General features: G+C 38.3%; 14 protein-coding genes. 12 read left to right on the top strand and 2 right to left on the bottom strand.

Going from position 1 to position 14,224, the window contains the following annotated elements:
• Positions 1-149 precede the first annotated feature (149 nt).
• Complete coding sequence (locus F9B76_RS06955) at positions 150-1,307, top strand: NAD(P)H-dependent flavin oxidoreductase (RefSeq protein ID WP_159991460.1); 1,158 nt, start codon at positions 150-152, stop codon at positions 1,305-1,307.
• A 201-nt stretch (positions 1,308-1,508) separates the two neighbouring features.
• Here the strand turns inward: F9B76_RS06955 and F9B76_RS06950 are convergent, their stop codons facing one another.
• Complete coding sequence (locus tag F9B76_RS06950) at positions 1,509-1,841, bottom strand: branched-chain amino acid transporter permease (protein ID WP_201289292.1); 333 nt, start codon at positions 1,839-1,841, stop codon at positions 1,509-1,511.
• Positions 1,838-2,581 (bottom strand): AzlC family ABC transporter permease, encoded by a 744-nt coding sequence (locus F9B76_RS06945; RefSeq protein ID WP_159991459.1) that lies wholly within the window; start codon positions 2,579-2,581, stop codon positions 1,838-1,840. Before F9B76_RS06945 ends, F9B76_RS06950 begins: the two co-directional genes overlap by 4 nt.
• 220 nt (positions 2,582-2,801) lie before the next feature.
• On the opposite strand from F9B76_RS06945, the gene F9B76_RS06940 reads away from it, so the two are divergent.
• The 11 genes from F9B76_RS06940 to F9B76_RS06890 all read left to right on the top strand — a co-directional run bounded on the left by F9B76_RS06940 (position 2,802) and on the right by F9B76_RS06890 (position 14,016).
• Complete coding sequence (locus F9B76_RS06940; RefSeq protein ID WP_159991458.1) at positions 2,802-3,725, top strand: IS30 family transposase; 924 nt, start codon at positions 2,802-2,804, stop codon at positions 3,723-3,725.
• A 77-nt stretch (positions 3,726-3,802) separates the two neighbouring features.
• The gene (locus F9B76_RS06935) at positions 3,803-4,777 is read left to right on the top strand and encodes an IS30 family transposase (protein ID WP_159991176.1); all 975 of its coding nucleotides are present in this window, start codon (positions 3,803-3,805) and stop codon (positions 4,775-4,777) included.
• Between the two features lie 204 nt (positions 4,778-4,981).
• Positions 4,982-5,803, top strand: coding sequence for an HpcH/HpaI aldolase/citrate lyase family protein (locus F9B76_RS06930; RefSeq protein WP_159991457.1), 822 nt, complete (start codon positions 4,982-4,984; stop codon positions 5,801-5,803).
• 495 nt (positions 5,804-6,298) lie between these two features.
• Positions 6,299-6,673, top strand: coding sequence for a 30S ribosomal protein S12 (gene rpsL / locus F9B76_RS06925; protein ID WP_159991456.1), 375 nt, complete (start codon positions 6,299-6,301; stop codon positions 6,671-6,673).
• Positions 6,674-6,833: 160 nt separating this feature from the next.
• Positions 6,834-7,304, top strand: a complete 471-nt coding sequence (gene rpsG, locus F9B76_RS06920; protein WP_159991455.1) for a 30S ribosomal protein S7 — start codon at positions 6,834-6,836, stop codon at positions 7,302-7,304.
• A gap of 15 nt (positions 7,305-7,319) precedes the next feature.
• A complete protein-coding gene (gene fusA, locus F9B76_RS06915) occupies positions 7,320-9,425 on the top strand; it encodes an elongation factor G (protein WP_159991454.1) in 2,106 nt (701 codons plus the stop codon).
• A 91-nt stretch (positions 9,426-9,516) separates the two neighbouring features.
• Positions 9,517-10,707 carry an elongation factor Tu gene (gene tuf / locus F9B76_RS06910; protein WP_159991453.1) on the top strand — a complete coding sequence of 397 codons (1,191 nt, stop codon included), beginning with the start codon at positions 9,517-9,519 and terminating at the stop codon, positions 10,705-10,707.
• 118 nt (positions 10,708-10,825) lie between these two features.
• Positions 10,826-11,137 carry a 30S ribosomal protein S10 gene (rpsJ, locus tag F9B76_RS06905; RefSeq protein WP_159991452.1) on the top strand — a complete coding sequence of 104 codons (312 nt, stop codon included), beginning with the start codon at positions 10,826-10,828 and terminating at the stop codon, positions 11,135-11,137.
• Between the two features lie 212 nt (positions 11,138-11,349).
• Positions 11,350-12,375, top strand: coding sequence for a methionine ABC transporter ATP-binding protein (locus tag F9B76_RS06900; RefSeq protein WP_159991451.1), 1,026 nt, complete (start codon positions 11,350-11,352; stop codon positions 12,373-12,375).
• Complete coding sequence (locus F9B76_RS06895; RefSeq protein ID WP_159991450.1) at positions 12,372-13,031, top strand: methionine ABC transporter permease; 660 nt, start codon at positions 12,372-12,374, stop codon at positions 13,029-13,031. Before F9B76_RS06900 ends, F9B76_RS06895 begins: the two co-directional genes overlap by 4 nt.
• A gap of 202 nt (positions 13,032-13,233) precedes the next feature.
• Positions 13,234-14,016, top strand: a complete 783-nt coding sequence (locus tag F9B76_RS06890) for a MetQ/NlpA family ABC transporter substrate-binding protein (RefSeq protein ID WP_159991449.1) — start codon at positions 13,234-13,236, stop codon at positions 14,014-14,016.
• Positions 14,017-14,224 lie beyond the last annotated feature (208 nt).

The following is a 14,224-nucleotide window of genomic DNA, read 5'->3' as shown; positions in this document are numbered from 1 at the left end:
AAAAGTATGCTTAAATAGATTTTTGCTATTAAAAGGCATACAATAAGAATATTCAAACACTGTTTTAATTTTGTGAGATAAGGAATTTATACTAAATGGTGTAAATAAGTATAGGGCTTTATTCGCATACATACGATAAGGAAAAAATAATGGACCATTCATTTAAACCATTAGTCATTCGTGGAAAGGAGCTTATTCCCATTGTGCAAGGAGGGATGGGAGTGTGTATATCTGCATCTAGCCTATCAAGTGCCGTTGCTCGTGAAAATGGTATTGGTACGATTGCCAGTGTTGATTTGCGTCATTTGCATGAAGATTTATTAGCTGAAAGTAAAGAAAACCCAAGTGAAGAAAAATACAGACGACTTAATTTAATTGCCCTAGACCGTGAAATTCAGAAAGCCAAGCAGCAAAGTGAAGGTAATGGCATGATTGCGGTTAATGTAATGAAAGCCGTAAAAGATCATCCCCATTTAGTACGTCAAGCCTGCGAATCGGGTGCAGATGCCATTGTGATGGGAGCGGGATTACCTTTAGATTTGCCTGAATTAACAGGGGGCAATAAAGATGTGGCTTTACTGCCTATCCTCTCAGAGTCCCGTGGCATTGCGATTGTGCTAAAGCGTTGGATGAAAAAAGGTATTCTACCTGATGCGATTGTCATTGAACACCCTGCTCATGCAGCAGGGCATTTAGGTGCAATGACAATAGAGGGGGTGAATGATGCGAAGTTTGACTTTAAGCGTGTCATAGAAGAAACGATGGAGGTATTTAAAAACCTAGGTCTGGAAAGTGAAAAAATTCCCCTTATTTTGGCTGGTGGTATGGCGAACTTTCAAAAAATCACAACTGCTTTGAAAAATTGGGGGGCGAGTGCGGTACAGATTGGTACAGCATTTGCGGTAACGCGTGAGGGTGATGCACATATTAATTTTAAAAATACGCTAGCTGGTGCAGAAAAAGAGCATATTGTAGAGTTTATGTCAGTCGCTGGTTTGCCTGCCCGTGGTGTGAAGACGAAATTTTTAACGAATTATCTTAAACGAGAAAGCAAGTTACAAGCCAATGCGAAAGCCGATCAGCGCCGTTGCACGCAAGGAATTAATTGTTTGACAACGTGTGGTTTGCGTGATGGTCTTAGTAAAATTGGTCAGTTTTGTATTGATTTACGCTTGGCAGAAGCCTTTCGTGGTGAGGTAGATAAGGGATTATTTTTCCGTGGTAAAGACCCCCTACCGTTTGGTGCAGCTATTCGCTCGGTGAAAGAAACCATTGATTATTTATTGACGGGTGTTAAAAAGGCATAAGTTTTTAGGTATTAAGCTCAATATTTTTAATGTAAGTTTTAAATAATGGTTATATAAGCGCATTAAATAGTCGTTGTGCATTACCCAGATAGTTTCTTGCTATATTTTGATACTTATCGTTATATACACTATTATTAATAGAGCCTACCAAACGATGAAAAAGGAATGATAAAAGTATTTCTTAAATCATTCCTTTTAAATTTAAACAAATACCTGCTGTATTAAAAACATATAAAATAATGTTCCCACCATAATAGAAAGAAACATATTACGTTTCCAGAGATGCAAGGCAAATACAAGTATGCCAGCAATAAAATCAGGTAGTCCGTAGGGAGAGGTAGATAAACTAATATCTTTATAACAATACACTACCAACATCCCAAACATAGCAGCGGGCAAAATAGAGCCTAAATAGCGAATATAAGGTGGGGTGGGGCGGTTATCTGGAAAAATAATAAAGGGTAACCAGCGACAAAACTGTACAGCAAATACGGCAAGCCCAATAGTGATAATCTGTTGGGAGAATGTCATCATACTTTATCTCCTTGGGTTTCAGTGTGGCACTCACGAGAAAGAATGGCTTCAAACTGAGAACGGAAAAGGGTTAATATCAACCAAATACCAAATAATGTTGGTAGCAAGAAATGGTTTTTACCAAAAATTAATAAACAAGTAACGGTAACACCAATACCTAGTAATGAGCTAGCATGGGATTTTTCTTTTATCCATTGTTCTGCGAAGATAACAATAAATAGTGCTGTCATGGCAAACTCTACGCCTTTTAAATCAAAGGGTAGCATCGTGCCAAATAGCGCTCCTAATGCAGCACCTGTTACCCAATAGGTATAAAGTAAAAGACTGACACTCAGCATATACCAGCCACGATCAATATGGGGAGGAATTTTGGCAAGGTAGTTAAGAGAAAAGGATTCATCAACAAGGGTTGCAATTAATAAGCCTTTTTTCTTTCCCGTTTTGCTATATTTGGTTAGCATGGAGATACTATAGAAAAATTGTCGTCCACTCACCATCAAAGCAATTAAAAAGGTGTTCCATGGATCAAAATCGGTAATGAGTAAGCCAGCGACAATAAACTCAACGGAGCCTGCATAAATAGTCGCTGCCATTAAAATAGGATATAGGGCATTAAACCCAAGTGATTTCATGTAAATACCATATGCCACCCCTAGGAATAAAAAGCCTGTCATCATAGGAATGGTATAAGGAAAAGCGGCACGAAATGCGTCTAGTGCTGGTTTTCGAGTATAAGACATAGAGAAAATAATGAATGGAAATTTTGTAGTGTATAACAAAAAATAGATTGAACCTAGATAGTAGGCAGTAGAGAAATCATACACAAATAGAGCATAAACTTCTACTCTATTATTTTAAGACCCAATTTGTAAAATTAAGCTAGACAAAAGACTAGACAAAAAAAGCCATTTACATTAGATTCAGATAAACACCACATTTACTGAAAAGGAACTAACATAAATGACTTATAGACATCTTAGCATAAATGAATTGGTCATAATAGAGGCATATTACCAAATTGGTAAAAAAGTAATAGATATAGCTAAGGCACTGAATCGGTCAAGGCAAACGATCTATAGGGTAATAGCGATGTTAAAAAAGGGTTGCTCTGCCTATGAGTATTATGAGCAGTATAAAAAAAATAAGTGCTATTGTGGGCGAGGTAAAACCCAATTATCCAAGAAAGAGAGAGCGTTGATACAAGCCCATTTGAATAAGGGGTGGAACTTTGATGTGATTAAAGGGGTCTATCGCAAGAAGATTTCTTGCTCAATGAGAACACTGTATCGCTTAGTGGAACGAGGTGTTTTTAAGAAAGAGGATTTACCTTGGAAAGGTAAGCGTAGAGCCAATGGACGAAAAGAAACACGGGGTAAACAAGCTTTTGTAAGGGATATTCATGAACGAGCCAAATATTATCCAGCGTTTAAGGAAGAATTTGGACATTTAGAAGGTGATACTATCGTAGGGAAAAATCATCAAAGTGCGGTGATAACACTGGTTGAGAGAAAGTCTAAAGCTATTATTACCTTACAAACAGATGGACGAAAAGCACAGGATATACAAAAGGCAATCAGTCGCTGGATGTCTTCTTTTTCAACTCTACCTCATTTATTTAAATCCATCACCTTTGATAGAGGCAAAGAGTTCTCTGACTGGAAAACGATTGCCAATGCACATGATATTGATATTTTCTTTGCCGATCCAGGCTGTCCAAGTCAGAGAGGACTTAATGAACATTCTAATGGATTATTACGCCGACATGGACTACCGAAACAGACTGATTTTATAGGAATGACTCAATCATATTTGTCCAGTATTGCTCATAAAATAAATATGATACCTAGAAAATCTCTCGGTTCCCAATTTGTAAAATTAAGCTAGACAAAAAACTGGACAAAAAAAGCCATTTACATTAGATTCAGATAAACACCACATTTACTGAAAAGGAACTAACATAAATGACTTACACTCATCTTAGCACAAATGAATTGGTTATGATAGAGGCATATTACCAAATTGGTAAAAAAGTAATAGATATAGCTAAGGCATTAAATCGATCAAGGCAAACGATCTATAGGGTAATAGCGATGTTAAAAAAGGGTTACTCTGCCTATGAGTATTATGAACAGTATAAAAAGAATAAGCGCTATTGTGGGCGGGGTAAAACCCAATTATCCAAAAAAGAGAGAGCGTTAATACAAGCCCATTTGGATAAGGGGTGGAACTTTGATGTGATTAAAGGGGTCTATCACAAGAAAATTTCTTGCTCGATGAGAACACTGTATCGCTTAGTGGAACGAGGTGTTTTTAAGAAAGAGGATTTACCTTGGAAAGGTAAGCGTAGAGCCAATGGACGAAAAGAAACACGGGGTAAACAAGCTTTTGTAAGGGATATTCATGAACGAGCCAAATATTATCCAGCGTTTAAGGAAGAATTTGGGCATTTAGAAGGTGATACTATCGTAGGGAAAAATCATCAAAGTGCGGTGATAACACTGGTTGAGAGAAAGTCTAAAGCTATTATTACCTTACAAACAGATGGACGAAAAGCACAGGATATACAAAAGGCAATCAGTCGCTGGATGTCTTCTTTTTCAACTCTACCTCATTTATTTAAATCCATCACCTTTGATAGAGGCAAAGAGTTCTCTGACTGGAAAACGATTGCCAATGCACATGATATTGATATTTTCTTTGCCGATCCAGGCTGTCCAAGTCAGAGAGGACTTAATGAACATTCTAATGGATTATTACGCCGACATGGACTACCAAAACAGACTGATTTTATAGGAATGACTCAATCATATTTGTCCAGTATTGCTAATAAAATAAACATGATACCTAGAAAATCTCTCGGTTATAAAACCCCTTACCATGTTTTTCTGATCTATTTAAAAGAGGCTCTTAAAAAAGCAATGTCTAAAAATGTCTAGCTTAATTTGACAAATGAAAAATATTACGTTATTTTTTTGAAAAGAGGTAGGGTGTATTTGGAATAGAGATAATAATTTTTTGACTACTATATATACCGTATATGAGTGTGTATATTTGGAATGAAGGATTTGATGATATATTTACGCTATCAAAAGATAGGTAGATATAGTTTAAAATGGAAGATTATAGATAAGGAGGATAATATGAAGTCAGTTATTCAGTCTGCACTTTTTGTGCCGGCTACTCGTATTGATCGTATAGAAAAAGCTATGGCGACAGGTGTCGATGTAGTGATTGTAGATTTTGAAGATGCGGTTGCTATAGAGACTAAAGAGAAGGCGCAAGCACAGTTTTGTCAATTTCTACAAACGCATCAGGATATTGCTTTATGGGTACGAGTAAATGGTGAGAAGAGTGCATTTTTTGAAAAAGACTTAGCCTTTTGTGCAGAATTTCCTCAAATTAAAACAGTGATGTTACCCAAGGCTGAGAGCAGCGAGGTTATCCAGCAAGCAGCACAACTTAGTCAAAAAAAGATTTTCCCCTTAATTGAAAGTGCCAAAGGAATAGCGAATCTTAATGCAATCGTGCATACGCCAGCGGTGATAGGGGTATCTTTTGGTGCATTGGATTTAGCAGTGGATCTTGGTTTTGAGCCACAGAGTGAGGGTGGGGGTGTTTTCCTAAATCAGCTACGGTATCAGCTTATCTTACAAAGTCGTTTGGCAGGTATTCAAGCACCGTTAGAGGCTGTTTATCCTGATTTTAAAAATATAAAGGCTTTTTTTCAGCATATACAGCGTAGTAAACAAATGGGTATGGCAGGTGCATTATGTATTCATCCTCAGCAAGTTTTTGCAGTGCAACGTGCTTTACAACCCAAAGAGAAGCAAATCCAATGGGCAAAAGGAGTATTGGCAGAATATGAAAGAACAGGTTTAGCGGCGTTTGCCTATGAAGGGCAAATGGTGGATTTACCTGTTCTAACATTGGCAAAAGCGTTGCTTAATGGGGATGTATCCTAATTAACTAGGTGTAAGAATTAGAAGAGGTTTTATAGTAGGTACTTACTATTACGCTTTAGTTCCCAATATTTATTTTTTCCTTTGACCTATATCGTGCAGTTTATCTATTTTTATAAACTAACATTATGCTGTACCTAAAACAGTGCTTTAAGATTGTCATGATAATGACTTATTAGTACCGTAGAATACATACCTAATCCTATCGCTTTCAATCATAGAGAAGGTGCATTATGCAAGAAATACCTTCTCATTTATTATTGTTTACGTTGATATTGAATAAAATGAGCCAAATCATTGTTTTTATGGATAAAAACCACAGAATTTATTGACTGGCTACCAAAAAAGTGATAAGCTAGCTGACTGCTAGTGAAAATTAGCAGTTTTTTATACATAAACCTAACCCATTTATGTATCTGGTGGGATAAGCCACCCGTGCATTAAAGTCAGCACGTTAAACAGACATTAGATAAACAAAGTAATAGGATAAGTAAGGTTATGCCTACCATTAGTCAACTCGTGCGTAAACCGCGCGAAACTAGTCGTGTGAGCAGCAAGAGCCCAGCGCTAGAAAACTGCCCACAACGCCGTGGAGTATGTACTCGTGTGTACACTACTACACCTAAAAAACCTAACTCAGCGATGCGTAAGGTTGCCAAAGTACGTTTAACCAACGGTTTTGAAGTCATTTCATATATCGGTGGTGAAGGACACAACTTACAAGAGCACAGTGTTGTTCTCGTTCGTGGTGGTCGTGTAAAAGACTTACCTGGTGTACGTTACCATATTGTACGTGGTTCTTTAGACCTTCAAGGTGTTAAAGATCGTAAACAAGCCCGTTCTAAATACGGTGCAAAACGTCCGAAAAAATAAGTTAGATTTTTTCATCAGCTTCCTGCCCGTGGGTGGTAAGCGTGCAGCCGCAGCTGCGTTAAAATTTTATACTGCGGTATGTAAGGGGCTGTTCTCGTTATTAGGCAGCCGTGGCCACGAAAGTGGTTCAACTGAAATAGTCACATAAAAGGAAGTAAAGATGCCTCGTCGTCGCGAAGTTCCCAAACGTGAGATTCTACCTGATCCAAAATTCGGTAGCGTAGAACTCGCTAAATTCATGAACGTTGTTATGCTATCAGGTAAAAAAGCTGTTGCAGAACGCATTGTATATGGTGCATTAGAGCAAATAGCACAAAAAACAGGTAAAGAACCTTTAGAAGTTTTTACTCTAGCAATCAATAACGTAAAACCTATTGTCGAAGTTAAAAGCCGCCGTGTAGGTGGTGCTAACTATCAAGTTCCTGTAGAAGTACGTCCTGTTCGCCGTCTCGCTTTAGCGATGCGTTGGGTACGTGAAGCTGCTAAAAAACGTGGCGAAAAATCAATGGATTTACGTCTTGCAGGTGAATTAATTGATGCATCAGAAGGTCGTGGTGCAGCAATGAAAAAACGTGAAGATACTCATAGAATGGCTGAAGCTAACAAAGCCTTCTCTCATTTCCGTTGGTAATCAAAGGATAATACAATGGCTCGTAAAACCCCAATTAGTCGCTACCGTAACATCGGTATTTCTGCGCACATTGATGCTGGTAAAACTACCACATCAGAACGTATTCTGTTCTACACTGGTGTAAATCACAAATTAGGTGAGGTACATGACGGTGCTGCTACCATGGACTGGATGGAGCAAGAGCAAGAGCGTGGTATTACTATTACGTCTGCAGCGACTACCGCTTTCTGGCGTGGTATGGCTGGTAACTATCCTGAACATCGTATTAACGTAATTGACACCCCAGGACACGTGGACTTTACTATTGAAGTAGAGCGTTCTATGCGTGTACTTGACGGTGCCTGCATGGTGTATTGTGCGGTGGGTGGTGTTCAACCTCAATCAGAAACTGTATGGCGCCAAGCAAACAAATACCAAGTGCCTCGTCTTGCGTTCGTTAATAAAATGGACCGTACTGGTGCTAACTTTTTCAAAGTTTACGATCAGTTAAAAACTCGTTTACGTGCAAATCCTGTACCTATCGTTATTCCTATTGGTCAAGAAGACTCTTTCCTAGGTGTTGTTGATCTTATCAAAATGAAAGCTATCATTTGGGATGAAGCGAGCCAAGGTACTAAATTTAACTACGAAGATATTCCTGCTGACTTAGTTGCTACTGCTGAAGAATGGCGCGAAAAAATGCTAGAAACAGCAGCTGAAGCAAGCGAAGAGTTAATGAATAAATACCTTGAAGAAGGTACATTAACAGAAGAGGAAATTATCAAAGCATTACGTCAACGTACGATTGCATGTGAAGTGCAACCAATGCTTTGTGGTACAGCGTTCAAAAACAAAGGTGTTCAACGTATGTTAGACGCTGTGATTGAATTCTTACCTGCACCAACTGATATTCCTCCTGTACAAGGTGAAGATGAAGACGGTAACAAGATTGAGCGTAAAGCAGATGACAAAGAAAAATTCTCTGCTTTAGCATTCAAATTAATGACTGACCCATTCGTTGGTCAATTGACCTTTATCCGTGTTTATTCTGGTATTCTGAATTCTGGTGAAACCGTTCTTAACTCTGTAAAAGGTAAAAAAGAGCGTATCGGTCGTATTCTTCAAATGCACGCGAATAACCGCGAAGAAATTAAAGAAGTATTGGCAGGTGATATTGCTGCTGTAGTTGGTCTTAAAGAAGTGACTACAGGTGAAACGCTTTGTGATATGGATGCGCCTATTATCCTTGAGCGTATGGAATTCCCAGAGCCTGTAATCTCTCAAGCGGTTGAGCCAAAATCAAAAGCTGACCAAGAGAAAATGGGTCTTGCCCTTTCTCGTTTAGCGCAAGAAGACCCTTCATTCCGTGTACGTTCTGATGAAGAATCTGGTCAAACAATTATCTCTGGTATGGGTGAGTTACACCTTGAGATTATTGTTGATCGTATGAAACGTGAATTCAACGTTGAAGCAAACGTTGGTAAACCTCAAGTGGCTTACCGTGAAACTATCCGCAAAATGGTGGAAAATGTTGAAGGTAAATTCGTTAAGCAATCAGGTGGTCGTGGTCAATACGGTCACGTGGTACTCAAACTAGAACCACTAGAACCAGGTGGTGCAGGTTATGAGTTCGTTGACGAAATTAAAGGGGGTGTTGTTCCTCGTGAATATATCCCTGCCGTTGACAAAGGTGTTCAAGAGACACTTTCTGCGGGTGTTGTAGCAGGTTATCCAGTTGTTGACGTTAAAGTAACATTAACATTCGGTTCTTACCATGATGTGGACTCTAACGAAAATGCTTTCCGTATGGCCGCGTCTATGGCTTTCAAAGAAGGTATGCGTCGTGCAAACCCTGTCTTGTTAGAACCAATGATGGCTGTTGAAGTAGAAACACCTGAAGAGTACGCAGGTACCGTAATGGGTGATTTATCTTCACGTCGCGGTATCCTTCAAGGTATGGACGATATGGTTGGTGGCGGTAAGATCATTAAAGCTGAAGTACCTTTAGCTTCAATGTTCGGTTATGCAACTAACTTACGTTCATTAACACAAGGTCGTGCTACTTATACAATGGAATTCAAGCACTATGCTGAAGCACCTAAGAACGTAGCAGATGAAGTGATTAGCGCTCGTAGCAAATAATTCATAAATATGCGTGTATCTTTTGGTATAATCTAAAAGATACACATTTAATTAATTCATTATATACATCATTTATTGGGATATATAAATCATGGCAAAAGAAAAGTTTGAACGTACCAAACCACACGTAAACGTAGGTACAATTGGTCACGTTGACCACGGTAAAACCACATTAACGGCAGCGATTACTACTGTATTAGCAAAAAAATTCGGTGGTGAAGCGAAAGATTACTCAGCAATTGATGCCGCTCCTGAAGAGCGTGCACGTGGTATTACGATTAATACAGCACACGTTGAGTACGAAACAGCAACACGTCACTATGCACACGTAGACTGCCCAGGACACGCTGACTATGTAAAAAACATGATTACAGGTGCGGCACAAATGGACGGTGCGATTTTAGTATGTTCAGCTGCTGACGGTCCAATGCCACAAACACGTGAGCATATTCTATTATCTCGCCAAGTAGGTGTACCATACATCGTGGTATTCTTAAACAAAGCGGATATGGTGGATGACGAAGAGTTATTAGAGTTAGTAGAAATGGAAGTGCGTGAGTTATTATCTAAATACGACTTCCCAGGTGACGATACACCAATCGTTAAAGGTTCTGCTAAATTAGCGCTAGAAGGTGATACAGGTCCATTAGGTGAGCAAGCCATTTTAGCGTTAGCTGAAGCGCTAGACTCATACATCCCAACACCAGAGCGTGCGGTTGATGGTACTTTCCTAATGCCAGTAGAGGACGTGTTCTCTATTTCAGGTCGTGGTACCGTGGTAACAGGGCGTATTGAGCGTGGTATCATTAAAGTAGGCGAAGAGATCGAAATCGTAGGTATCCGTGAAACGGCGAAAACGACTTGCACAGGCGTTGAAATGTTCCGTAAATTACTTGACGAAGGTCAAGCGGGTGATAACGTAGGTTTATTACTACGTGGTACAAAACGTGAAGATGTTGAGCGTGGTCAAGTATTAGCGAAACCAGGTACTATTAAGCCACACACAAACTTTGCGGCAGAAGTGTATATTCTTTCAAAAGAAGAAGGTGGTCGTCATACCCCATTCTTCCAAGGATATCGTCCACAGTTCTACTTCCGTACGACAGACGTAACAGGTACCATCACATTACCAGCGGATAAAGAGATGGTGTTACCGGGTGATAACGTAGCGATGGACGTAGAGTTAATTGCACCGATTGCGATGGAAGAAGGTTTACGCTTTGCGATTCGTGAAGGTGGCCGTACAGTAGGTGCGGGTGTGGTTTCTAAAATCACTAAATAATTTATATCGTTAGGTATAAGTTCTTGCACGACTACTCTAGTTTAGGGTAGTCGTGTTCTCATGATAAGATTCGTTCTTTTATTATTGTTCTTTAAATCTGTTCTTTAGGATTATTCAAATGAAAAACCAAAAAATTCGTATTCGTTTAAAAGCGTTTGACTACAAATTAATCGATCAATCAGCTGCTGAAATTGTTGAAACAGCAAAACGTACTGGTGCTGTTGTGCATGGTCCTGTACCACTACCAACACGTATCAAACGTTATGACGTATTACGTTCTCCGCACGTGAATAAAACTTCTCGTGACCAATTTGAAATCCGTACACACCAGCGTTTGATGGATATTGTTGATCCAACAGATAAAACAGTTGATGCTTTAATGCGTTTAGACTTACCAGCAGGTGTTGACGTAGAGATTGCTTTACAGTAATTAACATATAAATATTCTCCTATTATTTATAAGTTATTTAAGAGGCCGTGCCATCAGCACGGCTTTTTATTTATGAGATAACGTAAAGATAAGGCATTTTCTTATTTCTTTTAGTAATAATATAATGCTTGATTATATTACTAAAAGTGATAATATTACGCTTATATTAAAAATAAGTGATTTAGTGATAATATTTTGGATAGGGATATATCTTGATTCAAATAAAAAATATACATAAATATTTTCGGACTAAAGAAAAAGTACTCCATGCCTTGCAAGGGATTAACCTTACTATTGAAGCAGGAAAAGTCTTTGGTATTATTGGTCGTTCAGGAGCCGGTAAATCAACCCTTATCCGAATGATTAATCTATTAGAACGCCCAGATGAGGGTGAAGTGATTATTGATGGAACAGATATTACCAAGTTATCTGATGGTGAGTTACGTCACCTACGCCAGCAAATTGGTATGGTCTTTCAGCACTTTAATTTATTGAATTCTCGTACAGTACTTGATAATGTTATCTATCCTATGCGTATTGCAGGCGTTGATAAAGCGACTCGTAAAACAAGGGCATTAGAGTTATTAAAACTGGTTGGTTTAGAAGATCATATCCATAAGTATCCTCGCCAGTTATCAGGTGGACAAAAGCAAAGGGTAGGTATTGCTCGTGCCTTAACCATGGATCCCAAAATTTTACTCTGTGATGAGGCAACCAGTGCACTTGATCCTGAAACGACACAATCGGTCTTGGCTTTATTAAATGAGATTAATCGTACGCTTGGGATTACGATTGTATTGATTACACATAGTATGGATGTTATTCGCAATATTTGTGATCAAGTAGCCGTAATTGATGGGGGTAAGATTGTTGAGCAAGGTGAAGTAGTAGAGGTATTTCTTCATCCGCAACATGATACAACATTAGCATTATTGAGTGAAAGTGGTGTAGATGCAGATGGTTGGAAGTTGTTTGTGCATGATATTCAAGGTGATGTGATTCGCCTAACGTATCATGGTCAGGCAGCCGCAGAACCGTTATTAAGTCAAATTAGTCAAGAATTAGGATTAAGCCTGAGTATTTTCCAAGGTGCAGTGGGTAAGATTAAAGATACGCCTTTTGGGCAGTTAGTGATTGTTGTGAATTACCCTGAAGGAAAATCGATTGAAGAAACACAGCAAAAAATGCAAACATTTTTTAAAGAAAAAAATGTAGATGTGGAGGTATTACAAGCATGAACTGGTCAGTGATTAATTGGGATCAAATTGGTCAGGGGACAATTGATACTTTATTGATGGTACTTATTCCAATGCCTTTTATTGTCTTTATTGGTATTCCTATTGGAATGTATTTATTCTTGATTAGTGAAGGGCAACTATTGGAAAATAAAACAGCCTATCGTTTATTATCATTTGTCGTGAATGTTCTTCGCTCTATTCCTTTTATTATTCTGATTATGGCGGTGATGCCATTAAGTAAGTTAATAGTCGGTACTTCTATTGGGGTAGCAGGGGTGATTACACCTTTAGTGATCGGTGCGGTAGCATTCTTTGTGCGTCTTGTTGAAAATGTCTTGCGTGAGCTTGATCCGGGTATTATTGAAGCCAGTAAGGCGATGGGAGCAACCCCTTTCCAAACAGTGGTGTATTCTTTATTACCAGAATCGCTAACAGGCATTATTAGTGCGATTACAGTAACGGCAATTGCTTTAGTAGGATATTCGGCGATGGCAGGTGTGTTGGGTGCTGGTGGCTTAGGTGATATTGCCGTACGCTATGGGTATCAACGATTCCAATATGAAATGATGTATGCAACAGTGGTGATTATTGTGATTATGGTACAACTGATGCAGATGATTGGTGATTATTTTGTCGCTAGGTTTACACGTAAATAAGTAGATTTTTGTGTGGATAGACCTCTTATAAGACGGATATATCCACACCATAAAAGGCAATTTTGCTTGTGTATTTCTTGTATATTGCAGGTGAAATATAAGTACGACTATCCCTATCGTGGGGTGTATAAGTGACCTTAATCTTTATAAGAGAAAAGGTAACTGTTTAATAATTGATTATTCTATTTTTAGGAGAAATAAAATGAAATTAAAACAAATTTTGGGTGCTTTTGCACTGGCTAGTATTGCAGTAACAGGTGCTCAAGCCGCTAAAGTCAGTGTAGCAGCAACACCTGTTCCTCATGCGGAAATTTTGGAAGCTATTAAACCAACGCTTGCAAAAGAGGGTGTGGATTTAGATATTCGTGTCTTTACCGATTATGTACAACCTAATATACAGGTACATGAAAAAGCGATTGATGCTAACTTTTTCCAACATAAACCTTACCTAGATTCTTTTAATAAAGATCGTGGTATGAATATTGTCTCTGTAGGGAATGTTCATGTAGAGCCTTTTGGTGCGTACTCTAATAAATTAAAGAAAGGTGATGAAATTCCTGAGGGTGCTAAAGTAGCTATTCCTAATGACCCATCAAATAATGCACGTGCTTTACTATTAATTGAAAAACAAGGTTTAATCAAACTAAAAGATCCTAATAATATTTTTGCAACCGCAGCAGATATTACCGAGAATCCTAAAAAACTTAAATTTGTTGAGCTAGAAGTAGCAACATTACCCCGTGTATTAGATGATGTAACTTTTGCACTCATTAATGCAAACTATGCACTTGAGGCAGGACTAAACCCTGTTGAGCAAGCATTATTTATCGAAGATGCAAACTCACCTTATGCTAACTTCTTGGCAACACTACCAGAAAATGTTGATAAACCAGAAATTAAAGCCTTAGTAAAAGCACTTCAATCAGCTGAAGTGAAAAAATTTATTGAGGATAAATACAAAGGTGCTGTTGTTCCTGCGTTTTAATTTGATAGATATATTAGTTTAAATATTAACTATTTATTTTCTATAGACTTCTATGATTGCTTAGTCAATGGTGGAAGTCTTTTTATTTGGTAAAGTATTCTAAAAATATTGGGGTTGTATTAGCATAAATAATAAGTCTCTTGCTATATGTATTATTTTATAGATGTCTCATTTAGTTTTAAATCTACCAAATATGATGTGTAAATAT

The organism is Pelistega ratti, assembly GCF_009833965.1.
Taxonomy (GTDB): Bacteria; Pseudomonadota; Gammaproteobacteria; order Burkholderiales; family Burkholderiaceae_B; genus Taylorella; species Taylorella ratti.
This window is presented reverse-complemented; position numbering and strand designations above follow the sequence as displayed.